This is a genomic window from Mycobacterium noviomagense (assembly GCF_010731635.1).
Taxonomy (GTDB): domain Bacteria; phylum Actinomycetota; class Actinomycetes; order Mycobacteriales; family Mycobacteriaceae; genus Mycobacterium; species Mycobacterium noviomagense.
The window spans coordinates 2,109,478-2,133,174 of sequence record NZ_AP022583.1 but is presented as its reverse complement, the minus strand read 5'-3'; the positions used below and the strand labels follow the sequence as shown (position 1 = coordinate 2,133,174).

The window sequence follows — 23,697 nt, the reverse complement described above, 5'->3', positions numbered from 1 at the left end:
GCCGGCGCCCGCGGTGGCAGGCTGGAGGTTGGTTTAGTAGGTCGAGTAGCAGAAGGATGTCAGCATGCCCATCGCCACGATCAACCCGGCCACTGGAGAGACAGTCAAGACGTTCAATCCGGCGACCAACGAGGAAATCGACGCGGCCATCGCGCGGGCGCATGCCCGCTTCCTCGACTACCGCCGCACCAGCTTCGCTCAGCGTGCCGAGTGGACGCGCGCGACGGCCGACCTGCTGGAGGCCGAGGCCGACGAGACCGCGGCAATGATGACCCTCGAGATGGGCAAGACGCTGGCGGCATCCAAGGCCGAAGTACTCAAGTGCGCCAAGGGATTTCGGTATTACGCCGAGAACGCCGAGCAGCTGCTGGCCGACGAGCCGGCCGACGCTGCAGCGGTGAACGCGGCCAAGGCGTACACCCGGTATCAGCCGCTGGGGGTGGTGCTGGCCGTCATGCCGTGGAACTTCCCGCTCTGGCAGGCGGTGCGGTTCGCCGCCCCCGCGCTGATGGCCGGCAATGTCGGGATCCTCAAGCACGCCTCCAACGTCCCGCAGACGGCGCTCTATCTCGCTGACGTGATCGCTCGCGGCGGGTTCCCGGAGGGTTGTTTCCAGACGCTGCTCGTCCCGTCCAGCGCGGTGGAAACCATCCTGCGTGACCCACGGGTGGCGGCGGCGACGCTGACCGGCAGCGAGCCGGCGGGACAGTCGGTGGCGGCGATCGCCGGCGACGAGATCAAGCCGACCGTGCTCGAACTCGGCGGCAGCGACCCGTTCATCGTGATGCCGTCGGCCGATCTCGATGCGGCGGTCAGCACCGCGGTCACTGCGCGGGTGCAAAACAACGGCCAATCCTGCATTGCCGCCAAACGGTTCATCGTCCACACCGACATCTATGACGAGTTCGTGGACAAGTTCGCCGAGAAGATGGCCGCGCTGCGGGTCGGCGATCCGACAGATCCGGACACCGACGTCGGTCCGCTGGCCACCGAGTCCGGCCGCGCCGACGTCGAGAAGCTCGTCGACGAGGCCGCCGCCGCCGGCGCGGTAATCCGTTGCGGCGGAAAGCGTCTGGACCGGCCGGGCTGGTTCTATCCCCCGACGGTGATCACCGACATCAGCCGCGATATTCCGATCTTCTGCGAGGAGGTATTCGGGCCGGTGGCCTCGGTGTATCGCGCCGCCGACATCGACGAGGCGATCGAGATCGCCAACGCCACCACGTTCGGGCTGGGCTCCAACGCCTGGACCCGCGACGAGGACGAACAGCAGCGCTTCATCGACGACATCGAAGCCGGGCAGGTCTTCATCAACGGGATGGTGGTGTCCTACCCCGAGCTGCCGTTCGGCGGCGTAAAGCGCTCCGGTTACGGCCGTGAGCTTTCCGGCCACGGGATCCGCGAGTTCTGCAACGCCAAGACCGTGTGGGTCGGCTCAGCAGACAGCGGTGACGCCGGCGGCGGGAAGAAGGTCGAGTAGCGCTAGATGGCCTCAGGCCGAAGCGGCCAGCGCCTTCGCGTCCTCGTCGCCGAAAGTGTCCTCCAGTTGCAGCGGCGAATAGTCGAGGTCGATTTCGTCGAGCGGACGTCCGCGGGCGCTGCTGATCGTGCCGAGTCGTCGCATCCCTTTGTCGGTGGCGTAGGCCATGAACTCATCCAGTGACAGGTCGAACGGAACGTCGGGGGCATACAGCGCAAAACCCTCGTCGATGAGGCGCTGGCCCAGCGGGATCAGCTCGTTCATCCGGGTTTCGAACACCGTCCAATTCGTGTCGTCGGCGGCGACGTGGCGCCGACAGGTGAAGGTGCCCCACGCCATGTGGCGGCGCTCGTCGTCACCGATGTGCTGCACCAACTGCTGCATCCCGGGCAGAATGCCGCGTTCTACGCAGATCTTGTGCCAGGCGTAGTAACCGGTCAGGGCCAACATGCCCTCGACGATGTGGTTGTAGGTCACCGACGCCCGAACCTGTGCGGCCGGCGAGGGATCCACGTAAAGCGCGTTGAGCGATTCGGGCAGTTCGTCGTTGAAGATCTGCCGGTATGCCGGCAGGTCGTCGAAGTAACTGTGCAGGTCGTCGGTGACGCCGACGGCGTCGAGCCAGAGCCGGAACACCTGGGTGTGCTTGGCCTCCTCGAACGCGAACTGCGTCAGATACATTTCGTCGCCCAGCCGCCCTTCGGCCCGCATCGCGGCCATGAATGGCTGGATGTCCTTGGTGACCGCTTCCTCGCCGGCGATGAACTCCGCGCACAGCCGGGTGGCGTAGTCGCGTTCCCGGTCAGATAGTGCCTCCCAATCGGCCCGGTCGCGGGAGAAGTCGATGTCGGCGGGATTCCAGAATTTCTCGTTGCCACCGGCAAAGAGCTTGAGCGGCAAGCTGTCCCAGTTCAGGCCGCCCGCGGCCAGTGAACCGTACTGTGTGCGTGTCATGTGACCTCCTTTTTCATTGGCTGCTTAGCCGGCGAGAACGCGGCCGAGAGCACCGCGACCAGTCGGCGCACTGCCAGCGCCGGCTGCTCGGGGGTGGGCTCGTCGAGGCCAAGGATCGGATCCATGCCACGCACGTAGGGTGCGAGCGCCAGGTGCGGAAAGATCAGCAACAGCAACGACAACAATGCGTCGGTGTCGGCGTCCGCCCGTAAATCACCGCGAGCTTGAGCGTCGCGCACCAGCGGCCGCAAGACCTCTAAGTAATGCCGGTGGATCACGGAGCGCACACTGATGCGGGCGTCGGTATCTACCTCGAAACTCGCCGCGGCATGAAGCGCTCGCTCCCGGGGATGGTCGGCGAAGTACGCGACCCAGTCGTCGAGCAGGTCGGTGAGAAATTCGAAGAACGGCCGGCTCGGATCGAGCTCGCGAATGCGTGCTTCCATGTAGGACCGCACCCGCTGGCTTCCGACGTCGGCGATGAACGCGTAGAGGTCGCGCTTGTCCGCGAAGTACTGGAACAGGCTGCCTTTGGCCACCCCGGCGCGCCGCGCGATGACGTTCAGGCTGCCGCGGGAAAACCCATGCGCACCGAACTCCGCCTCCGCGGCCTCTACCACCGCTGCCCGACGCGCCGGGTCCACCCGCGCCCACGTCACTGTCGGCATCGGTCCTCCTCGTGTCGATGACCAGTGGTCATTTTAGTGTGAGCCAGTTCACTCATCAAGGGCCAGCCGGTGTGTGGATCCGTACGCCCCTGCCCCGCGTCGCGCCGCACACTCGGGATGTCCCGGAGCGGATAGCCCGCGCTTCCCAATCCACCGACAGCGCCACCCGATCGCTCTAGCATCGGCTGCGTGGCGCAAGTGAATACCGCACGGGGACCCATCAATACCACCGATCTCGGCGTCACCCTCATGCACGAGCACGTGTTCGTCATGACCACCGAGGTCGTCCAGAACTACCCGGAAAGCTGGGGCGACGAGGCCAGACGCGAGGCCGACGCGATCGAGCGCCTCAACGAGCTGAAGTCCCGCGGCGTCGACACCATCGTCGACCTCACGGTCATCGGGCTGGGCCGCTACATTCCGCGCATCGCGCGGATCGCACAAGCCACCGAGCTGAATATCGTCGTCGCGACCGGCTTGTACACCTACAACGACGTCCCGTTCTGCTTCCACTATCTCGGCCCGGGCGCGCCACTGGACGGTCCCGAGATCATGACGGACCTGTTCGTCCGAGACATCGAGCAGGGCATCGCCGACACCGGGGTCAAAGCCGCAATCCTCAAGTGCGCCACCGACGAACCCGGCGTCACCCCCGGAGTTGAACGGGTGCTGCGCGCCGTCGCGCAGGCCCACAAGCGCACCGGTGTGCCGATCTCCACCCACACCCACGCGGTCACCCGGCGCGGCCTCGAGCAGCAACGCATCTTCGCCGAGGAAGGTGTCGACCTGTCCCGCGTGGTGATCGGTCACTCCGGCGACACCACCGACATCGACTACCTGCAAGAGCTGATCAACAACGGGTCTTACATCGGCATGGACCGGTTCGGCATCGACGCGTTCCTGCCGTTCGAAGACCGGGTGAACACCGTGGCGCGGATGTGCGAGCGCGGGCACGCCGACAAGATGGTGCTCTCCCACGACGCCAACTGCTTCTTCGATGCGCTGCCCGAAGACCTGCTGCGGGTTGCTGCGCCAAATTGGCACTACCTGCATATCCACAACGACGTGATCCCTGCGCTCAAGGAGCGCGGCGTCACCGACGAGCAGCTGCACACCATGCTCGTCGACAACCCGCGCCGCATCTTCGAACGCCAGGGCGCGTACCAGTGACACAGCCTGAACCGGTGCCGCCGATCAGCACCCAGATCTCGCGGCTGGCCGAAATGGCGCCGGACGAACCGGCGGTCACCTGCGACGGACGCACCATCACCCGCGCCGAACTGGACACCTCGACCAACCGGCTGGCCCGCGCCTACGCCGAACGCGGCGTCGGTGTCGGCGACTACGTGACGATCGTGCTGCCCAACTCCGTCGAATGGATACAGGCGGCGGTCGCGTGCTGGAAACTCGGGGCGGTGCCCCAGCCGTTGTCCCCGCGGCTCCCCGGCCCGGAATTCGAGGGCTTACTGGAACTGCGGCCGCGAGCACTGCTGGTCGGGCGCGAAGATCCTAAAGGTGAAATCCCAAGCATTCCAGCCGGTTTCATGCCTGATACCTCGGACGCCCCGCTGCCGGAAGCGGTTTCACCGTGCTGGAAGTCGATGGCGTCCGGCGGCAGCACCGGACGTCCCAAGCTCATCGAAGCCGGCGGCGACAGCCGGATACCGCCCATCATCGGCTATCCGCTGGGCGCCCAGGAGGGCGACACCACCCTGGTCTCGGTGCCGCTGACCCACAACACCGGCCTCACGACGGCGGTGATCGCGTTGCTGATGCGCCACCACCTGGTGCTGATGAGCCGGTTCGAGCCGCATGAGTTTCTACGCCTCATCACCGAGCATCGCGTCACCTTCTTGACGACGGTGCCGACGATCATGCAGCGGCTGCTGCCGGTCTACTGCGCCAACCCCGATGCCTACGACCTGTCGTCGATCCGGCGGTTCTGGCATCTCGGGGCGCCGTGCCCGCCCGCAATCAAACAGGCCTGGATCGACCTACTCGGCCCGGAGAAGGTGTGGGAGCTCTACGGCGGCACCGAACTTCAGGCGTTGACGTTCATCTCCGGCGAGCAGTGGCTGACCCACCCGGGGTCGGTGGGCGTCGTCGTCGCCGGCGAAATGAAGGTGCTCGACGACGACGGCCGCGAGTGCCCGCCCGGCGTGGTCGGCGAGATCTATATGCGGCCCAGCCCGGGCACCCCGCCGACCTATCGCTACGTCGGTGTCTCGGCCAAGTCCCGCGACGGCTGGGACTCGCTGGGTGATCTCGGCTACTTCGACGCCGACGGCTACCTCTACCTGTCGGACCGCCGCGTCGACATGTTCACGGTCGGCGGCCGCAACGTGTATCCCGCCGAGATCGAGAATGCGCTATCGGCGCATCCCGACGTGCTGTCGTGTCTGGTCGTGGGTGCCCCCGATGACGATCTGGGTCAGGTGCCCTACGCGCTGGTACACACCTGCGACGGGTCGGCGCTGAACGAGGAAGCGCTGCAAGCGTTTCTACGCGAGCGTATCGCTGCTTACAAGGTGCCGCGCGCCGTGGAATTCGTCGACGCCCCACTGCGCGACGACGCCGGTAAGGCGCGCCGCTCGGCGGTGCGCGCCGATGTCATTACGCGGTTGCAGGCGCGGCAACACTGCTGACCGGTTCGAGCCCCGGAACATCCCGCGGGTCTTGCCCTGGCTGCGTGCTGCGATGTTCCCAGCGGCGCAACGCTTCTCGGCACGGTGACTCGACGAGCGCGTAGCTGACCGCGGCGATCGCGATGGCGAATATCAGCGTCAACACCAGCACGACGGGCATCGAACCGCTGAACGCGAATTCACCGATCACCGGAAACACCATGGCCAACGCGGCCAGGTGCCAGACGAAAATGCCATAAGACCAGCGGCCCAAGGTCACCATGCCCGCAGTGGCCAGGAAGCGGTGCGGGGTGTCGGGCCGGTCCAGTACCAGCGGCGCGACCAACGCGAAGGCCAGCAGCGCGCCCATCGCGGTCTTGACGGTGAATTGCGCTGCGGTGCTGGGTGTCAGCCCGGCCGGGCCGGCCAACGGGGATGCCCCGATCAGGTACGCGGCCAGTGCGACGCCGGCGATTAGCACCCTGCGCCGCGCCAACCAGTGCGGCAGCCCGAGCGGGGTGTGAAGCCATTCGGCCAGCAGCATGCCTGCAGCGAACCACGAGAAAAACGCCGGCGGCCAGTTCAGCGGGTTGAGCCCCGGCGTCGCCCCGAACGGGATCCAGCCCCATGCCCAACTCGCGACTGCGACAGCCGCGATCACCGGTATCCGCAGCCGGACCGGGATGCGCCGGGCCAGCAGCGCCAGGATAGGCAAGGCCAGATAGAAGCTGACCTCAACCGACAAGCTCCACATCTGCGTCAACCCCGCCGTCAGGGTGAGCGGAACGTAGATCTGGGTGAGCGACAGGTTCGCCAGCCACACCGTCAGGCTGGCGTGATCGGCATCAGGCAGCAGGCACAGGATCACGACGACGGCCACCACGTAGCCGGGCATGATACGTACCACCCGGGAGCGCAGATAGTGACCCGTCGCCGGCGGGAACCCGAGGCCTCGTGCCGCCGCGGCATGCCCGCGCCACAGCAAAAAACCCGACAGGGCGAAGAACACCGCGACAGCGAAGTCGAAACGGCCGAACAAGCGGCCATCGATACCGCTGGAGTGACCGGTCTGGAAAGCGACGTGGGTGACGACCACCCCGATAGCTGCACAGGCGCGCATGCCTTCCACGGCCGGCAGGAAGCTGCGGGTGCCACCAACCCGCGCATTATCGGTCACGAGCACAGTCTGCCGTGCGGTGTCGGACTGCCCAAGCTGGGTACACCGCATGTGCTTGCAGCGAGAAGCGGTACATAAGCCGCGACCTTAAGGTCTGCTGTTAGGGTCGAACGGGTTTTGCCTCGCTGCCTGGTCACACGCCGGTGGCGGCGATCTCGGACCAGAAGGAGGTCACGCAGCGTGAACCGAGCAGTCATGTTGCGGATCGCCGCGTGCGGAATCATGGGGCTCGGGGCTGCTCTGCTGATCGCCGCGCTGCTGCTGTGGACATACACCACCAGCAGGATCACCAAGATCCCGCTTGATCTTGACACCACGTTGATCAGCGACGGCAACGGAACCGCGCTCGATCCCGCGTCGATGGCCGGCGACCACTACGTGGTCAACCAGAACGTGCCGCTGGTGTCGCAGCAGCAGATCAGCGTCGAGTCGCCCGCCAACGCCGACGTCGTCACACTGCAAGTCGGCAGCACGGTGCGGCGCAGCGACAAGCAAAAGGACACCGGGCTGCTGCTGGCGATCGTCGACACCGTCACCCTCAACCGCAAAACGGCGATGGCCGTCTCCGACGAAACCCATCCCGGCGGCTCGGTGCAAAAACCCCGCAGCATCAACGACGAGAGCCCGCCCACCAACATCGCGCTCCCACACGACGGGTTGTCCTACCGGTTTCCGTTCCACACCGAGAAAAAGACCTACCCCTACTTCGACCCGATCGCCCAGAAGGCGTACGACGCCAACTACCAAGGCCAAGACGACGTCAACGGGTTGACCACCTACCGGTTCACCCAGAACGTCGGCTACGACGGTGACGGCAAGCTCGTCGACCCAGTCAAATACCCCTCCCTCTACGCCAATGACGACGACGGCAAAGTCACCGCATCGGCAGCGATGTGGGGCGTGCCCGGGGACAACCCGGACGAAAAAATCACCATGACGCGCTATTACGCGGCCCAGCGCACGTTCTGGGTTGACCCGGTGTCGGGCACCATCGTCAAGGAACAAGAGCACGCCAACCACTACTTCGCCCGCGACCCGCTCAAGCCCGAGGTGACGATCGCCGACTACAAACTCACCTCCAACGAGGAAACCATTGAGTCGCAAGTCAACGCGGCCCGCGACGAGCGTGACCGGCTGGCGCTGTGGTCACGAGTTTTGCCCATCACGTTCACCGCGGCCGGTCTGATCGCGCTGATCGGCGGTGCTGTACTCGGCTGGTTCAGCCTGCGGACCGAAGCCGCGCTGATCGACCCCGGCCTCGACCGAGCCGACCACGGCTTCTTCGGCCGCGACGACACAGCGGGCCAACCCGTGTCGGGGGCTGAAGCCGAGACCGAGATACTGCCGACGCGCCCCGACTTGCAGGACGAGAGCCCTCCACCACACTCCGGCGCGCCCCCGGGGCCCGCACCGCCGTCAGGCACGCCCACCGCTGGTGCACCTCATCCCGAGTCGGGGCCGGCCGAGTCTGGTCCGGCTGATTCCGGTCCGCACAAATCAGGTCCGCCCGAGCGTCTCTAGCCGACTGTGACCCGGATACTCCGCCGGGCTCTGCGGTGGTCGGCGCAGGGATACGCCCTGCTGCTGGCGCTGCTCGTGGTGGGGCCGTTGCTGGGCCCCGGCTATCTGTTGCTGCGCGACGCGGTGTCCACGCCGCGGTCGTATCTGTCCGATACCGCGCTCGGGTTGGGAGAGTCGGCGCCGCGGGCAACGCCACAGGATTTCGCGGTAGCGCTGGCCTCGCATGTGCTCGACGGCGGCATCGTGATCAAAGCGCTGCTGGTGTTGGCGCTGTGGCTGGCCGGCTGGGGCGCGGGCCATTTGGCCGCAGTGGTGCTGCCCGAGTCGGGACGGTCCGGTCAGTTCGTCGCGACCACGCTGGCGATCTGGAACCCGTATGTCGCCGAGCGGCTATTGCAGGGGCATTGGAGTCTGCTGGTCGGCTACGGCTGCCTGCCATGGGTTGCGGCGATCATGCTCGGTCTGCGGTTGGCGGGCGGTCGTCGAAAGTTTTTTGCGTTGGCTTTCTGGGTCGCGTTGGCGGGATTGACGCCGACCGGGCTGATGCTGGCCGCGATCGTCGCGCTGGTGTGCGCGGCGACGCGCGGCTCCGGCTGTGGGCGCTGGCTGTGCGGGAGCGCGACGGTCGCCGTCGCGGTGGTGGCGGCGCTGCCCTGGTTGACGGCGTCGGCGCTGGGGTCGTCTTGGGGTGCGCGTACTTGGGCGCAAACTTCGGCGGTTGCCGTGTTCGCCGCGCGCGCCGAACCCGGTTTGGGCACTCTCGGCAGCCTGGCGAGTCTCGGCGGAATCTGGAACGCCGAGGCCGTACCAACGTCGCGCACAACGATTTTCGCCCTGGTGGCAGCCGTGGCGCTGCTGGCGGTGGTGGCGATTGGTGTGCCGGCATTGGTCCGGCGGCCGGCGGCGGTGCCCCTGCTCGGGTTGGCAATGACCGCCGTGTTCGTGCCAGCGCTGCTGGCCACCGGGCCTGGGTTGGCGCTATTGCGAGCGCTGGTCGACGTTGCTCCGGCACTCGCGGTGGTGCGGGACGGTCAGAAGTGGGTGGCGTTGGCCATGCCGGGATATGCACTGGCCGGCGCCGGCGCGGTGCTGACCCTGCAGCGTTGGCTGCAGCCGGCGGTGACGGCCGTGGCGTGCTGCGTCGCGCTCGTTGCGGGGCTGCCCGATCTGGCCTGGGGAGTGGCGGGCAAGCTCGAGCCGGTGCACTACCCCGTCAGCTGGCCCGCCGTGTCGTCGCTGATCAACCGCGACCCCGGCCCGGTGGCGGCATTGCCGGCCGGCACCATGCGCCGCTTCTCCTGGTCGGGTCGGGCACCGGTGCTCGATCCGCTGCCGCGCTGGCTGCGCGCGGACGTGCTGACCACCGGTGACCTGACCGTTTCGGGGGTCACCGTTCCCGGCGAAGGTGCCCACGCACGCGCAGTGCAAGGCCTGCTGCTGGCAGGAGCCGATCCCGGCGCGCTGCGCGATGCCGGCGTGGCGTGGCTCGTCGTCGAGTCGGGGACCGCAGGCGACATGGGTGCGGCAGCCCGCACCCTTGACTCGCTGCCTGCGGTCTACCGTGACCCTGATCTGGTGCTGTACCGCATCGGCGGCCACCGGGTAAGCCCGGTGGCGCACCGGCGGTTTGCGGTGCTGGTCGCACACATGGCGTGGCTGGCATTGCTCGTTGGTGGCGCTGCGGGGTCGATCGCCGCCGGCTGGCGTCGTGTGTTTCGGGAACCGCTCGTCGGCGAACGTCGGTGACCAATGGGTGGTTCGGGGGCAGCCTTTGTGATCCGGCGATCAGTTCGATCTCTGCGCGATGGCCCTGGGATTGCGCCAGGCGCTCGTCGCAGGTGATCAACGGCGCAGCAAGTCCCTCGGCGAGCGCGACATATACGCCGTCGGCGACGGTGTGGGCACTGCGTAATTCGTAGGCACGGCGGATGAAAGGCTTTGTCGGCCAACGTCGCAGCGGCAGGCTATGGAAATCGGCAACCGCGACGAGTCCTTCGTGGTCGCTGATCAGCTGAGCGCCCCACATGCACCTGCCCGGGGTTTGCCCAGGCGTTACACCAAGCCGCTGACCCGGCGGCCGGATTGCACCGCCTCCAGCACACCGCGCATCGCGTCAGCGCTTTGCCGCCACGAGAACTCACCGCATCGAATCTGCGCCTTGTCGCCGAGTTCGTCACGCAGCACCGGATCGGCCAGCAGTTCTTCGAGCCGGCTCACCAGCTCGTCGTGGTCGTCGACCAATATCCCGGTCACCCCGTCGACGATCGAGTCGCACAGCCCGCCGGAGGACCGGTAGCCGATCGTAGGCACCCCATGCTGAGCCGCCTCGACCACAGCCAAGCCCCATCCTTCTTTGCGTGACGGCAACACGTGTACCCAAGACCGTTGCACGACATGATGTTTGGTTACGTCGTCGACGTGGCCGTGAAATGTCACCGCGTCGCTGATGCCGAGCCGCGCCGCATGGTCGACCAGGCGCGGCTGCCACCATCCGCCGCCGACGACGTCGAGGTGCAGACCCGGTATCCGTGGCCGTAACAGCGCCACTGCGTCCAGGGCGTGCTCGATCTGCTTGTGCGGCACCAGCCGCGACAGCACAACCACGCGCGGCGACTGCGCGCGTGGACCACTGAGGGTTTGCGGTGGCGCCTCGTCAAGCCCGTTGCGCACCACGGCGATCCGACCGTTGTGCACGCCGAGGTCGACGAGGTCGCGGGCCGACGGCAGCGACACCGTCACGTATTGATTGCGGCGGTACACGCGCGGCGACAACTTCGACTCGACAAACCAGCCAAGTCGGCCGAGCACGGGGCCGGCCACCGGCCACTGCTCGCGGTGACAATGGTGCACCAGCACCGCGACTTTTTGGCCGTGGAGCAATCGGGCCAGAAACGGCAAGCCGTTCTGGGTGTCGATCACCACGTCGGGCCGCACCCGCCGCAGCGGCCCCAACCCCACCCGGGCGGCCGCCATCGCCAGCAGCGCCCACACGTACACCGAATACCGGCCGCCCGCACGGCTGATCTGCACACCGTCGACCACTTCCCGTCGCAGCGCGCCCGGGTAGCGCGCGGTGCGCAGCGTCACAGCCACCCCGGAAGCGACCAGCTGGGCGCCGATGCGCTGCAGATAAGCTTCGCTGCCGCCGCCTTGCGGATGACCGGTGTCCCGCCAGCACAGCAGCAATACCGCGCTGACACCCTGGGATCGCTGGCCCGTGGGCTCACGTTGCGCGGCAGACATTGGATGACAGCCTAGCCTGGGCCCGATGGCCGTCACCGACATCTTCGCTCGGCGGGCGACACTGTCCCGCTCGCTGCGACTGCTGTCAGAGTTCCGCTACGAGCAGTCGGAGCCGGCCCGGTTCTACGGCGCACTGGCCGCGGACACCGCGGCGATGGTCGCCGACTTGTGGCGCGCCGCCAATTACAGCCCGCTAGTTGGCCGTACCGTGCTCGACGTTGGCGGCGGCCCGGGATATTTCGCGGCAGCCTTCGCCGATGTCGGTGCTCACTACCTCGGGGTCGAGCCTCATCCCGCCGAGATGCATGCGCGCGGACCGGCGGCCCGCGACGACTCGGGGGTGTTCGTGCGGGCGTCGGGGATGGCGCTGCCCTTCGCCGACGACAGCGTGGACGTCTGCCTGTCGTCCAATGTCGCCGAGCACGTGCCGCGACCCTGGCAGCTGGGCAACGAGATGCTGCGGGTCACGAAGCCGGGCGGCCTGGCGCTGCTGTCCTACACCGTGTGGCTGGGCCCTTTCGGCGGCCACGAAATGGGCCCCACGCACTACATCGGCGGGGCCCGCGCCGCGGCGCGCTACGCCCGAAAACACGGTCACCCCGCCAAGAACAACTATGGGTCGTCACTTTTCGCGGTGTCGGCGGCCGACGGGCTGACGTGGGCGGCAGGCACGGGCGCGCTGGTCGCCGCTTTCCCTCGCTACCACCCACGATGGGCGTGGTGGATGACGTCCGTGCCGGTACTGCGAGAGTTTCTGGTGAGCAACTTGGTGCTGGTGCTGCGACCACAGTAAGCCAACAATGTCTCTTGACTGAAACGTGTTCTCGTTTTGCCGTCGGCTGGGTAGGGTGGCGGGCATAGCCGCCGGCGACGATGCAGAGCGGAGCGATGAGGAGGAGCGGCGCATATGCCCGACAGCCAGAAGACCGAGTACGACAAGCTTTTCATCGGCGGCAAGTGGACGGAGCCGTCGACGTCAGACGTGATCGAGGTGCACTGCCCGGCCACCGGCGAGTATGTCGGCAAGGTGCCGCTTGCGGCGGCCGCCGACGTCGACGCCGCCGTCGCGGCGGCCCGCAAGGCGTTCGACACCGGGCCCTGGCCGTCCACCCCGCCGGCCGAGCGCGCGGCCGTCATCGCCAATGCGCTCAAGGTGATGGAAGAGCGCAAGGAGCTGTTCACCAGATTGCTCGCCGACGAAACCGGCCAGCCGCCGACGACCATCGAGACGATGCACTGGATGAGCTCGATCGGAGCGCTGAATTTCTTCGCCGGCCCCGCCGTCGAACAGGTCAAGTGGAAAGAGATCCGCAACGGCGGATACGGGCAAAGCATCGTCTATCGCGAGCCGCTCGGTGTCGTCGGCGCGATCGTCGCGTGGAACGTGCCGCTGTTCCTAGCCGTCAACAAGCTGGGTCCGGCGCTGCTGGCCGGCTGCACGGTGGTGCTGAAGCCCGCCGCCGAAACACCGCTGAGCGCAAATGCTTTGGCGGAGGTGTTCGTCGAAGCCGGCCTACCCGAGGGTGTGCTCTCGATAGTTCCCGGTGGGATCGAGACCGGGCAAGCATTGACGTCCAACCCGGACATCGACATCTTCACCTTCACCGGCAGCTCGGCCGTCGGGAAGGAGATCGGTCGGCGCGCCGCGGACCTGCTCAAGCCGTGCACCCTGGAACTCGGCGGGAAATCGGCGGCCATCGTCCTCGCCGACGTCGATCTGGCCTCTGCCATCCCGATGTTGGTGTTCTCCGGGATCATGAACACCGGGCAGGCCTGTGTGGCTCAGACCCGTATCCTGGCGCCGCGGTCGCGGTACGACGAGATCGTCGATGCGGTCAGCGATTTCGTGCAGGCACTGCCGGTCGGGCTGCCGTCGGACCCAGTCGCCCAGATCGGTTCGCTGATCTCGGAGAAGCAGCGTAGCCGGGTCGAGGGTTACATCGCCAAAGGCATCGAGGAAGGCGCGCGGCTGGTCTGTGGCGGCGGCCGTCCCGAAGGCCTCGACAGCGGCTACTTCGTGCAGCCGACGGTGTTCGCCGACGTCGACAACAACATGACGATCGCGCAGGAAGAAATCTTCGGACCGGTGCTGTCCATCATCCCGTACGACAGCGAGGAGGACGCGATCGCGATCGCCAACGATTCGGTGTACGGGCTGGCCGGCAGCGTGTGGACCACTAACATTCCGCGCGGCATCGAGATTGCGGAGAAGATCCGCACCGGAACGTATGCCATCAACTGGTACGCGTTCGATCCCTGCTGCCCGTTCGGCGGCTACAAAAACTCCGGCATCGGCCGCGAGAATGGGCCTGAGGGCGTCGAGCACTTCACGCAGCAGAAGAGCGTGCTGATGCCCATGGGCTACACCATCGACAGCTGACCGGCGCTTGGTTAGGCGGCGACGTCATTCAGCGTCACCGTCCGCAGATTGCGGCTGTGGATGAGGTCGAGCAGCGCTGGATAGCAGCGGGTGATGGTGGGCAGGTTGGCGTGCGCGAGCACGATCTGCTGCGGCTGAAACGACTTGCTGGCGTTGGCGATGAGGCTGGCTTCGCTCTCCGGGGCGGAATCGCCCAGACTACTGCTCCACATCGTGATCGTCGTATAGCCCTGATCGGCGGCGACGCGGTCGATGTCGGCGTTGTGGATGCCGTACGGCGGGCGAAAGTAAGGGGTGCCGTCCACACCATAGGTGCTTTGCAAAAAGTCGGCGTTGCGCCGAATCTGGTCGGCTACCGCGCCCAGCCCGATGCGGTTGAGGTATGGGTGTGACCAGGTGTGGTTGGCCATCTGGACCTGCCCGGAGTCGACCAGTGGCCGCAGCGCGGGGGCATTGGCCGACCATGACGGATTGGCACCGGTGACGAAAAAGGTGAGCCGAGTGCCGCTGTCGCGACAAAACTCGGCGAACGCGCCCACGACCGGGACGCTGGCACCGTCATCGACAGTGAGGGCCAACTGATTACCGCCTCCGGGCAATCGGGTGAGCACACCGGCCGCCGTGGGCAGCGGGGCCAGCGGAATCGCCCACCGCACCGGGCCGGCACCCGCCGGCGCCGCCCGGCTTGCTGCCGCCGCGAAGGTGGCGGCAATGACGGACAGCATCGTCCGCCGATCGATATTCGGCATAGGGTCAAAGCTACGCCGGGTCGCTGAAGCGACGCTTTCCTATTGTGCCACTTGATTTTTGGCTCTGGATCACTCCCGAGACGCTGTTGACGCCAATGCCAGTTTCGCGGCCTGGCGGGCACAACCCCAAGAGAGGGTGACTCCGTTGCTGCCGTGGCCGTAATTGTGCACGCAGCGTGCCGAGCCCAAGGGCTCGACCTCGACCCGCACGGCTGGGCGGCCCGGCCGCAGTCCAGTGGCGATCTCGATAATCTCGGCGTCGGCCAGACGCGGCTCGACCGCCCTGCATCGCTGCAGGATCCGCTCGGTTACTTCAGGTTCGGGTGTTCGGTCCCAGCGGCCCGGCACCTTGATCCCACCGCAGACCACTCGTTGCGGATGCGGAAAGACGCACGTCCAGTCCGCACCCTCGGTCAATTCAAGGAACACCTGATCCAGCCCGGGATTGCTCAGCACCACGTGCTGGCCGAACAGCGGTTCCAGCGTGTCGTCGCCGGCGAGTTCGCGCGCACCCAGACCGGTGCAGTTGACCACGATCGGTGCGGACTGGGCGGCATCGGCTAATGACTCCACCCGGCGGATGTGGATCTGTCCGCCCGCCGCGGCCAGACGGCCCACCAGGTACTGCAGGTAGCGCGGCATGTCGATCAGCGGCATCGTCGCCTGAAAACCCTGACGGAACCCCGCCGGAACCTGCGCGGCAGCGCAGCGCCGAAGCTCGGGGATCAGGTAGGCCTGCGGCGGCAGCTCGTCGACGTTCGCCAACTCGCCGACTACCAGCACGGGCGCCAACCGCACCCCGGTATCGGGAACGGTGGCCAGCTGCTGGAACTCGCGCAGTGATATCGCCATCCACGCCAGAGTTTGGGTGGGCGACTCCTGGAAGGCGGGCCCCCAGAGCGCTCCCGCGACGACGGAGGTGGTCTGCGCTGGCGGCTCCGCCGCCCACACCTGCACCGGCGAACCCGCCTCAGCCAAACAGATCGCTGTGGTCAGTCCGCTCACCCCGGCACCGACCACCACGACCGGTTCCGCGTTGTTTGATCGACCGTTCATCGTCTTATTGTGTCGGCCGGCGTTGGCGTCGGCTAACGACCTCGCAGACGACGCCTGCGATTGCCGGGTGGTCGGTGGTGCGCCAAGATCGGTGGCGTGGCAGGAGTCGATCTGTCGTTGTTGGACGTGCCCCGCTCAGAGCCGGTTCAAGATCCGGGAGCCTACCTGCGTGCCGTGGTCGGATGGCACTTCACCGAAGAGACCGGTTCGCCGTTCTGGTTGCGCACTGCCGCCACACTGAACTTCGACCCACTGACCGACATCAACAGCTTCGCGGATCTGCGCTTGTTTCCCAACCTTGTCAACGAACTGCGCAATGCGCCGGTGGAGGAGCTGATTCCACGCGGGTACGGTTCGCCGCCACCAGTTCCCCAAATCTTCGAGTCCGGTGGCACCACGGGTCCCCCCAAACGGACCGTGCAAATGCCCGATTGGATCGAGCAAGTCATCCGCTGGCAGACCGAGGATTTCGCTACGGGCGGCTTTCTGCCGGGCCGCGGCTTCCTGTGCATGATGCCCAGCGGACCGCACGGCGTGGGTTATTTTTCCCGTCATGTCTCTGCTCGGCTCGGCTCGATTTTCCACTCGATCGACCTCGATCCCCGTTGGGTCAAAAAGATTGCCGCCCGCAACGCCGCATCCGAGGTGCCTGCCTACGTCGACCACGTGATCGAGCAGGCGGTCCACGTTCTGCGGAGCCAAAATGTCGCGAACATGCACACCACTCCCCCGCTGCTGGATATGATCGCCCGCCGCGATGACGTGGTGGACTTGGTGAACCAGAAGATTCGCTACGTGTTGCTCAGCGGCGCCCACGTCGACGCCGACACCCTGGATCTGCTTCGTGGAATCTTTCCGGATACCGCGATCACGATGGTTTTCGGCAGCACCATGATCCTGTCGCAAGCCAGCACCCGCAGCGCCGGCGACGGCGAGCCGTTCGTTTTCGACCCGCGCACACCGTATGTGGTGTTCTCGGTGGTGGACCCCGACACCGGGGAACAGGTGAGGTACGGGCAACGCGGTCAGGTGGTGATGAACCACCTCAGCAAGGGCATGTTCATACCGAACAACCTGGAACGGGACAGCGCAATTCGAATGCCGGGACCAGCAGGACAGGTCGGCGACTCGCTGAGCGAGGTGCAGCCGGTGGCCACATTCGACGGCGAGGTCGTCATCGAAGGTGTGTATTGACGTGACGTCACTGACCAATCAACAAGCCGGCGCTGCAACCGGCTTGGTCTTTCTCGACGCACTCGGCCCGGACGGGCCGTATCGGACGCGCAACCGCCAAGTTATTGCCACCACGACCGGTGTGCCGGTTGCGGAGCTGAGTATTGCGCCGCCGCTTTATGTTTCGCGCAGCATCAGCGCGCAGCGCAAAACGCAGCCGTTGCCGCTCGCGCAGCGCCAGGCCGCGCTGTCCGCCGCCGCCGACGCGTTCGCCACGACGGTGATCGCCGGACTGGAATTCGAGACCTACGTCGGGCTCGCCAGCCGAGTATCAGGACTGCCGATCACCGTGACCCGCGCCGGGGCCCCGCGGGGTCGCCGACCGCGTCGCGTCGGCATTCGATGCGGTGCGGCCGGCTCGCCCTCGCGGGGCGGCGCTGGACTGGCGCGAAGAGTGCGTACGCAGCGGCGGCGCGGTGTGGACCCGCCGCGGCGAGGTGTTCGCCGTCCATGCCTCAGGCAACGGTCCCGGCGTTCACGGCCTGTGGCCCCAGGCGCTGGCGCTGGGCTACCGGGTAGCGATCCGCCCGTCGAGCCGCGAGCCGTTCACCGCGCACCGTCTCATAAACGCTCTGCGGGACAACGGCTTTCGTCCGGAGGACGTTACCTATCTGCCGACAGACCATGACGGAGCCGACGAAGTCATCCGATGGGCCGACCTGGCCATGGTCTACGGCGACCAGCACCTCGTCGACGCATACGCCAACGATCCGACAGTGTTCGTCAACGGCCCGGGACGCGCCAAAATTCTGATCACCGCAGACCAGGATTGGCGCGACCACCTCGATACCATCGTGGACTCGATCGCTCACCTGGGTGGGATGGCCTGCGTCAATGCCACCGCCGTGCTCTATGAAGGCGACCCGGCACCGCTAGCGCAGGCGATCGCCGAGCGCTTGTCGACGATCGAGCCGCGACCGACCGAGGACGAGCGCGCGATCCTGCCCACCCAAAGTCTGGACAAGGCTCATCAACTGGCGAACTATCTTGCGGCCAAATCCGCGGGGACGACGCCGTTGCTCGGCGCCGATCGCGTGGTCGCCACGCTCGGCGATGGCTGTGCCGCCCTGCGCCCCGCTGTGCATGTGCTGGCCGCGCCCGATGTCAACAAGCTCAACACCGAATTGCCGTTTCCGTGCGTGTGGGTGTCGCCGTGGTCGCGGGACGACGGGACTGTTCCGCTGCGGCACTCGCTGGTCGTCACCGCCATCACCAACGACGAAGCGTTGATCGACGCGCTACTAGCCGAGCCCACCGTCGCCAACGTTTACTACGGCCGCCACCCGACCTACTACAGCGCACCCGAGGTCCCGCACGACGGGTTCCTGGCGGATTTTCTGATGCGCACCAAGGGTTTTGTTCGCGACTGACGCTGCGCGCCAAATTGTCAGCGCGCTACTGCCCGAGGCAGGTACTGGTCTAAATAGGCCGAGCCGTAACTCGGGCTGCAAGCAATCGGACGCCAGCGGTCATTCATGGTCGTCGGCCCGACGTGGCGTTCGAAGATCCTCCAGCCGCGGTCTGTTCGCCGCAGGCGATCCGTCATCGCGGAGTAAACCCAGATCGCCGGCAACTCCTCCGGCGTATCAAGCACCTCGCCAGTGACCATGCCGTCGTCCGGCGCCGCATACCTCACGAGAAGGTTGTGGTAGCGGACGATCACCCCGTCACCGTCACGATCGACGATCGGGTTGGTCGCCAGCCGGCTGACGCCCGGGACACTGTACGGGTAGGCCTGCTGGAAGAACCGCCGTATCTCCGCATGGCCACGATTGACGCCTTGGGTGTGGTACATGACGCAATTCGGGAGGAAGGCCTCGACCATCGCATCGATGGCCCCGGCATCGAACAGCAAGTTCACGCGGTTGATGAAGTCGACCGCGCTTGTCCGGTCTGCGAGATCGACATCACTGTCGAGAACGATGGGCGGCAAGTCCGGCATTACCACACCTCTCGGGGTGGTGCGTTGGTTCGAGCACGAAAGCACCGTCAGTTTACCATCGGTTCACCTTCAGTTAACCGACCACACTTGGGCGTGTTGGTCAAACCTTGGATAAATGATCGCCTCGCCGCGATAACGGCGCTCTCCGTTTTCAGGACCAGTGATTATGCGACCCTGCATACTCCTGGATGCGCCAACAGCCCAAAGCCTCGGGATTAGGCAGTAAATTCGTCGAAGCAAAGCCTTACTTCGTTAGCGTGTGTGTATGTTGTATGCTCTTGTGCATAGTCGTGGGTCGGCGCATCTGGCCTGTGAGTCAGGAGATAAGGATGTGGGTTATCGAGCTCAATTTTGCGGGTCATCGGTTCACCCGTGAGGTCTCCGACCAGCGCAGCCAGCCATGGCGGAGCGTGCGGTTCGGCCGAAGCCACCTGCACTGGCGCGCCTCGCAGCTCCGTCACTCGCCCGCTGCATAAACGACGTAAACGATCCGGCATCAAGGGGGACGGCGATCGTGTCGACGGCAGTAGACGCCGCGCGGAAGAAACGGGGGGACACCCGCACCAACATGCTGGTCACCGCCGCTGAGGTGATGCGTGAGCGCGGCGCGGCCGGCGTCACCATCGACGAAGTGCTGACCCGCAGCGGCGCACCCCGCGGCTCGGTCTACTACCACTTTCCCAACGGCCGCAACCAGATCCTTACCGAGGCCCTGCGCTACTCCGGTGAGGCGATCACCGCCACCATCGATGCGGCGGCCGACCGAGGCGCGATGGCACTGGTACGTCACTTCGTCGAGTACTGGGAACAGTTGCTGGCCGACAGTAACTTCACTGCCGGCTGCCCGGTGGTGGCTGCAGCGATCGGCTCCGCCGACGACGAACCGCGGCTGACCACCGAGGCGGGCCGGATTTTCGACCGGTGGCGCGCAGCACTGAGCCGGGCCTTCGCCGCCGACGGCTTCGACCAGGCTGACGCGGACTCGCTGGCGGTGACGTGGATCGCCGCGCTTGAAGGCGCCGTCGTTTTGTGCCGCTCGACGCGCAGCGCCGAACCGCTACGCGAAGTCGCCGACCAGCTCGAATTCCTTATCAAGGCACGGGATTTCGTCCGCCGCAATGGCGTGCCGCATCGCCCGCGGTAACGGAAGGCGGCTATTGGTGGACCGGTCAGTCGCTGGCCGGTAGCGGCTTGGCCTCTTTGAGTTGCAGCGGGGTCTCGCCAATGGTCAGGGTGCCGGCGCCGGCCTTCGTCACCAGTACTTCGGCGCCGTTCTCGTCGACGTAGCGCTTGCCCATCACGGTGCCGTCGGCGAACGCCGGGTTCAGCTCGCCTGACCGCTCGGCGCCGATCGGCACCATCGGGGCACCGCCGCAGCGCAAGTCCTCGAGGCTGTCGGCGGTCCGCACGACGATCACCTGGGTGTCGCACACCTGGCTGGCGAGGCGGGTTCCGTTCTTGATCATGGCGTGGTCCTCTACTGGTCGCTTCCCTATTACTGCTCGGCCGGGGCGGCACGAAGTTCGTCGACTAACACGCGGCGCAGGACCTTGCCGGTCGCATTGGTTGGCAGCTCGTCACGAAACACTACCCGGTCGGGCGTACGCGAACCCCGCAAGCTTCTGCGGACGTATGCGCGCAGATCCTCGGGGTCGGGTTCGGCGCCTCCGGCCGGCACGACCACCGCGACGATCGCCTGCCCCCACTGGGGGTCGTCGACACCCACCACTGCTACGTCGCGCACCTGGGGATGTTCGATCAGCACGTCCTCGAGCTCAGCCGGAGCGATGTTCTCGCCACCGCGAATGATGGTGTCGTCGCTACGTCCGCCGATGAACAGGTAACCGTCCTCGTCGAGCATGGCGATGTCTTTGGTCGGGAACCAGCCGTCGTCGTCGAGCACTGAGCCGATTCCGGTGTAGCGGCCGGACACCTGATCCCCACGGACGAACAACTCACCCGTCTGGCCCGGCCCGAGCACTGCACCGTTTTCGTCGCGGATCTGCAGTTCGATGCCCGGGACGGCCTGGCCGACCGACCCGAGCCGCTTCGCCACCGCGGTATCGGACGCGGCCAAGGCTTGCCGGTGATCCTCCGGGGTGAGCACGGCGATCGTCGAGCTGGTTTCGGTCAGCCCGTAGGCGTTGACGAAACCGACGTTCGGCAACAGCTCAAGGGCGCGGCGGACGAGCGGCAACCCCACCTTCGAGCCGCCGTAGGCCAGGTTGCGCAGCGACGGCAGCTCGTGGCCGCTTTGCTCCAGCACCCGGGCGATGCGGTCGAGCATGGTGGGCACCACGGTCGCGGTGGTGACGTGTTCGGCGTTGACCAGCCGCACCCATTCCTCGGGGTCGAAGTCGGGAAGGTAGACCATCTTGCGGCCCGCGTAGAGGTTGGACAGCGCGGCGCCCACCCCGGCGACATGGTAGGGCGGCACGCAAATCAGCGCGGCGTCGTCAGGCTCCGCTGAGTCGAATTCCACCGTGCCGGTGATGTAGCTGGTGAGGTTATTGTGGGACAACTCGACCGCTTTGGGCTGCGAGGTGGTGCCAGAGGTGAACAACACGATCGCCACCGCGTCGGGGTCGGGAAACTCCGCGGCCGGTGCGGCGGTGCCGGCGTCGCTGAAGAATTGGTCGGACAACAGCGTTTGCCGGCCGACGTCGCCGACCATCTCGCGGTAGCGGCTGTCGGCGATCACCAGCGGTTTTGGCAGCCGCCGGATCAAGGTTTGAATACCGTCAGCGGACAACCGGTAGTTGATCGGCGTGAACGCCAGCCCGGCACGCGCCGACGCGAAGATCAGCAGCGGCAGCATCACGCCGCCGGTGCCGACATAGGCGACGTGGTGCACGTTCGATTCGGCGATGACGCCCGCCCCGCCGTCGGCCAGGTCGCTCAGCTGCTGGGTGGTCAACCGGACGTCGCCACAGACCACGGCGGTTCGATCCGGATTGCTCGACACAGCCATCTCGAGAAGTAACGAAATGCTCATCCTCGAATCCCTCTGTGCCTAAACCCTTTTCGAAATCAGCCTTTGGGTGGGACGTGACACTCGCGCCCAAAACTGTATTGTAGACCACCTAACCGAAATGCCCTTCGGGAGTGCTGCGAGAGGTCTACCTGGCCGGCTCCCATCCAGAAATTCGCGGGATCCAGCGCGGCACATTGCGACGATAGTCCAGGTATTCGCTGCCGTAGCGCTCGGCGAGATGCGGCTCTTCCCAGAACCGGATGGCAGTGGCCTGGAACACCAGGAACGTCGCAAACCACGCCAGCAGCCAAGCCAACGCGGTGATAGCTGCCTCGCCGAGCAGAATGCACAGCACACCGGTGATCATCGGGTTGCGCACATGCTGATAGGGACCCCGTACGACGAGGTGCACCGGCTCTCCCATCACCTCACCCAGACCGAGGGTTCCCTCGCCGACGCGGTCGAACAGCACCACCGTCCAGATCAGCAAGCTGGCCACGCTGCTCGACGAGGGCGCCGAGCAGATCGGCCCGCGCCTGGTGCGCCGCTTCCTCGAGCACTGGGACGACGGCGGCGTCTACGAGCCGTTCCTGACGTTGTGGCGATCGGCGGCGATTCAGCCGCGGGCCCGCCAGGTGCTGCACGACGCGATGGCCGGGCCGATCGCCGAGCGGGTGGCCGCCGAATTCGGGGTGGCCGATGCCGAACTCCGCGTGGAGCTGGTGGCCAGTCACCTGGCCGGGCTCGCCTTCGCGCGTTACCAGCTTCGCATCGAGCCGATCGCCTCGAGCGCCGTCGAGGAGCTGGTTGCCTGGGTGGGGCCGACGGTGCAGCGCTACCTCACCGAACCGAACCCGTACTAGCTGTCAAGCACCTCCGCCACCCGCGCCTCGACGTCACCCAGCCCGGACACGTCGATCTTGAACGTGTCGGTCAGCGCGTCGAGTACTTGAGCGGCGGTATCGAATCGGGTTCGCTCGGTCTTGCTGCGGGAATGCCTGGCGAGGTTGCGCCCCCGTAGATTCCATCGGGCGTCGTCGGTGACCAGCGCAGCAGTGAGCCCGGTGACGAACGGCGACTCGGGATTTGTTGAGGCATACCAACTTCCGACCTTGAGGTCGATCAGCGGGCGCGGCTCGTTGGTAAAGGTATAAAGAGGCTGCCAAACATCGCGCACCAGCGCCTCCAACACATAGCCTCGACCATAGGTCTGCAGCCGGTACGGCTCGTGTCTGGTTTGCTGGATCACCCCGGCTACCAAGCGGATCGGCGAAGACAGGGTTTGGCCGCCGAAGCCGATGTCCACCAGGAACACGTCGTCGACATCAGGGATACGTACGGCAAGCGCCTGATGGTCCTCTGCAGTGGGCGGCCCGTCTAATCCGTGGGTGCTCATCCACACCACCCGCGCGACCAGCGCATCGACTTCGAAACCCAAGTGCTGCAGCACATATCGCATGAGATTGTTGTGCTCGTAGCAGTAGCCACCGCGTCGGCGGCGGATCAGCTTGTCGCCCAGCGCTGTTGGCCCGAGATCGACTACCGGGACTCCGAGCAACGGATCGAGATTCTCGAACGGGATACAGCGTCCGTGGGCAGCCACCAACTCGGTCAATGTCTCCAACGTGGCGTCGGGCGGCCCCGAATACCCGATGCGCGCGAAATAGGCCGCCACATCGATGTCGTGCTCAGCCAT

21 protein-coding genes and 2 pseudogenes are annotated in these 23,697 nt (G+C 66.2%); 11 read left to right on the top strand and 12 right to left on the bottom strand.

Going from position 1 to position 23,697, the window contains the following annotated elements; translation table 11 throughout:
• Nucleotides 1–64 precede the first annotated feature (64 nt).
• On the top strand, nt 65–1,480 hold the full coding sequence (locus G6N15_RS09825; protein WP_083088738.1) for an NADP-dependent succinic semialdehyde dehydrogenase: 1,416 nt from the start codon (nt 65–67) through the stop codon (nt 1,478–1,480).
• Nucleotides 1,481–1,492: 12 nt separating this feature from the next.
• On the opposite strand, the gene G6N15_RS09820 is transcribed toward G6N15_RS09825, so the two are convergent.
• Entirely contained in the window at nt 1,493–2,434 is a 942-nt protein-coding gene (locus tag G6N15_RS09820) for a R2-like ligand-binding oxidase (RefSeq protein ID WP_083088739.1), read from the bottom strand.
• The gene (locus tag G6N15_RS09815) at nt 2,431–3,102 is read right to left on the bottom strand and encodes a TetR/AcrR family transcriptional regulator (protein ID WP_083088740.1); all 672 of its coding nucleotides are present in this window, start codon (nt 3,100–3,102) and stop codon (nt 2,431–2,433) included. Before G6N15_RS09815 ends, G6N15_RS09820 begins: the two co-directional genes overlap by 4 nt.
• Nucleotides 3,103–3,291: 189 nt before the next feature.
• On the opposite strand from G6N15_RS09815, the gene G6N15_RS09810 reads away from it, so the two are divergent.
• The gene (locus G6N15_RS09810) at nt 3,292–4,272 is read left to right on the top strand and encodes a phosphotriesterase family protein (protein ID WP_083088741.1); all 981 of its coding nucleotides are present in this window, start codon (nt 3,292–3,294) and stop codon (nt 4,270–4,272) included.
• 53 nt (nt 4,273–4,325) lie between these two features.
• Complete coding sequence (locus G6N15_RS09805; protein WP_083088770.1) at nt 4,326–5,747, top strand: AMP-binding protein; 1,422 nt, start codon at nt 4,326–4,328, stop codon at nt 5,745–5,747.
• Here G6N15_RS09805 and G6N15_RS09800 read toward each other — a convergent pair.
• Nucleotides 5,716–6,954 (bottom strand): acyltransferase family protein, encoded by a 1,239-nt coding sequence (locus tag G6N15_RS09800; protein WP_083088742.1) that lies wholly within the window; start codon nt 6,952–6,954, stop codon nt 5,716–5,718. The two genes, G6N15_RS09805 and G6N15_RS09800, sit on opposite strands and share 32 nt — an antisense overlap.
• A gap of 129 nt (nt 6,955–7,083) precedes the next feature.
• Here G6N15_RS09800 and G6N15_RS09795 point away from each other — a divergent pair, with 129 nt between their 5' ends.
• Together G6N15_RS09795 and G6N15_RS09790 are read left to right on the top strand one after the other, a co-directional pair.
• Nucleotides 7,084–8,424 (top strand): DUF3068 domain-containing protein, encoded by a 1,341-nt coding sequence (locus tag G6N15_RS09795; RefSeq protein WP_163748013.1) that lies wholly within the window; start codon nt 7,084–7,086, stop codon nt 8,422–8,424.
• Between the two features lie 30 nt (nt 8,425–8,454).
• Nucleotides 8,455–10,170 carry a hypothetical protein gene (locus G6N15_RS09790; RefSeq protein ID WP_083088771.1) on the top strand — a complete coding sequence of 572 codons (1,716 nt, stop codon included), beginning with the start codon at nt 8,455–8,457 and terminating at the stop codon, nt 10,168–10,170.
• Nucleotides 10,171–10,204: 34 nt separating this feature from the next.
• On the opposite strand, the pseudogene G6N15_RS09785 reads toward G6N15_RS09790, so the two are convergent.
• Nucleotides 10,205–10,438 (bottom strand): annotated as a pseudogene (locus tag G6N15_RS09785) (type II toxin-antitoxin system VapC family toxin); the annotation flags it as partial.
• Between the two features lie 38 nt (nt 10,439–10,476).
• On the bottom strand, nt 10,477–11,667 hold the full coding sequence (locus G6N15_RS09780) for a glycosyltransferase family 4 protein (protein WP_083088744.1): 1,191 nt from the start codon (nt 11,665–11,667) through the stop codon (nt 10,477–10,479).
• A 25-nt stretch (nt 11,668–11,692) separates the two neighbouring features.
• On the opposite strand from G6N15_RS09780, the gene G6N15_RS09775 reads away from it, so the two are divergent.
• Together G6N15_RS09775 and G6N15_RS09770 are read left to right on the top strand one after the other, a co-directional pair.
• Nucleotides 11,693–12,460 carry a class I SAM-dependent methyltransferase gene (locus G6N15_RS09775; RefSeq protein ID WP_083088745.1) on the top strand — a complete coding sequence of 256 codons (768 nt, stop codon included), beginning with the start codon at nt 11,693–11,695 and terminating at the stop codon, nt 12,458–12,460.
• A gap of 114 nt (nt 12,461–12,574) precedes the next feature.
• Nucleotides 12,575–14,047 carry an aldehyde dehydrogenase gene (locus G6N15_RS09770; protein WP_083088746.1) on the top strand — a complete coding sequence of 491 codons (1,473 nt, stop codon included), beginning with the start codon at nt 12,575–12,577 and terminating at the stop codon, nt 14,045–14,047.
• A gap of 11 nt (nt 14,048–14,058) precedes the next feature.
• Here G6N15_RS09770 and G6N15_RS09765 read toward each other — a convergent pair whose 3' ends face one another.
• Both G6N15_RS09765 and G6N15_RS09760 read right to left on the bottom strand, forming a co-directional pair.
• Nucleotides 14,059–14,796, bottom strand: a complete 738-nt coding sequence (locus G6N15_RS09765; protein WP_083088747.1) for a polysaccharide deacetylase family protein — start codon at nt 14,794–14,796, stop codon at nt 14,059–14,061.
• A 69-nt stretch (nt 14,797–14,865) separates the two neighbouring features.
• The gene (locus G6N15_RS09760) at nt 14,866–15,852 is read right to left on the bottom strand and encodes an FAD-dependent oxidoreductase (RefSeq protein ID WP_083088748.1); all 987 of its coding nucleotides are present in this window, start codon (nt 15,850–15,852) and stop codon (nt 14,866–14,868) included.
• 96 nt (nt 15,853–15,948) lie between these two features.
• On the opposite strand from G6N15_RS09760, the gene G6N15_RS09755 reads away from it, so the two are divergent.
• Entirely contained in the window at nt 15,949–17,046 is a 1,098-nt protein-coding gene (locus G6N15_RS09755; RefSeq protein WP_083088749.1) for an acyl-CoA synthetase family protein, read from the top strand.
• A 43-nt stretch (nt 17,047–17,089) separates the two neighbouring features.
• Nucleotides 17,090–18,455 (top strand): annotated as a pseudogene (locus G6N15_RS09750) (aldehyde dehydrogenase family protein).
• Between the two features lie 17 nt (nt 18,456–18,472).
• Here G6N15_RS09750 and G6N15_RS09745 read toward each other — a convergent pair.
• Complete coding sequence (locus tag G6N15_RS09745; RefSeq protein WP_083088750.1) at nt 18,473–19,027, bottom strand: nuclear transport factor 2 family protein; 555 nt, start codon at nt 19,025–19,027, stop codon at nt 18,473–18,475.
• 568 nt (nt 19,028–19,595) lie between these two features.
• On the opposite strand from G6N15_RS09745, the gene G6N15_RS09740 reads away from it, so the two are divergent.
• Nucleotides 19,596–20,171 carry a TetR/AcrR family transcriptional regulator gene (locus tag G6N15_RS09740; RefSeq protein WP_083088772.1) on the top strand — a complete coding sequence of 192 codons (576 nt, stop codon included), beginning with the start codon at nt 19,596–19,598 and terminating at the stop codon, nt 20,169–20,171.
• Between the two features lie 25 nt (nt 20,172–20,196).
• Here G6N15_RS09740 and G6N15_RS09735 read toward each other — a convergent pair whose 3' ends face one another.
• From G6N15_RS09735 to G6N15_RS09725, 3 genes are all read right to left on the bottom strand, one after another.
• Complete coding sequence (locus G6N15_RS09735; protein WP_083088752.1) at nt 20,197–20,493, bottom strand: hypothetical protein; 297 nt, start codon at nt 20,491–20,493, stop codon at nt 20,197–20,199.
• Between the two features lie 29 nt (nt 20,494–20,522).
• The gene (locus G6N15_RS09730) at nt 20,523–22,022 is read right to left on the bottom strand and encodes a class I adenylate-forming enzyme family protein (RefSeq protein ID WP_083088753.1); all 1,500 of its coding nucleotides are present in this window, start codon (nt 22,020–22,022) and stop codon (nt 20,523–20,525) included.
• A 124-nt stretch (nt 22,023–22,146) separates the two neighbouring features.
• Nucleotides 22,147–22,500 (bottom strand): methyltransferase family protein, encoded by a 354-nt coding sequence (locus tag G6N15_RS09725; RefSeq protein ID WP_232070389.1) that lies wholly within the window; start codon nt 22,498–22,500, stop codon nt 22,147–22,149.
• Between G6N15_RS09725 and G6N15_RS09720 the strand changes: the two genes are divergently transcribed.
• The gene (locus tag G6N15_RS09720; protein WP_163748301.1) at nt 22,424–22,864 is read left to right on the top strand and encodes a TetR/AcrR family transcriptional regulator; all 441 of its coding nucleotides are present in this window, start codon (nt 22,424–22,426) and stop codon (nt 22,862–22,864) included. The genes G6N15_RS09725 and G6N15_RS09720 overlap by 77 nt on opposite strands.
• Here G6N15_RS09720 and G6N15_RS09715 read toward each other — a convergent pair.
• The gene (locus G6N15_RS09715) at nt 22,861–23,697 is read right to left on the bottom strand and encodes an arylamine N-acetyltransferase family protein (RefSeq protein WP_083088755.1); all 837 of its coding nucleotides are present in this window, start codon (nt 23,695–23,697) and stop codon (nt 22,861–22,863) included. The two genes, G6N15_RS09720 and G6N15_RS09715, sit on opposite strands and share 4 nt — an antisense overlap.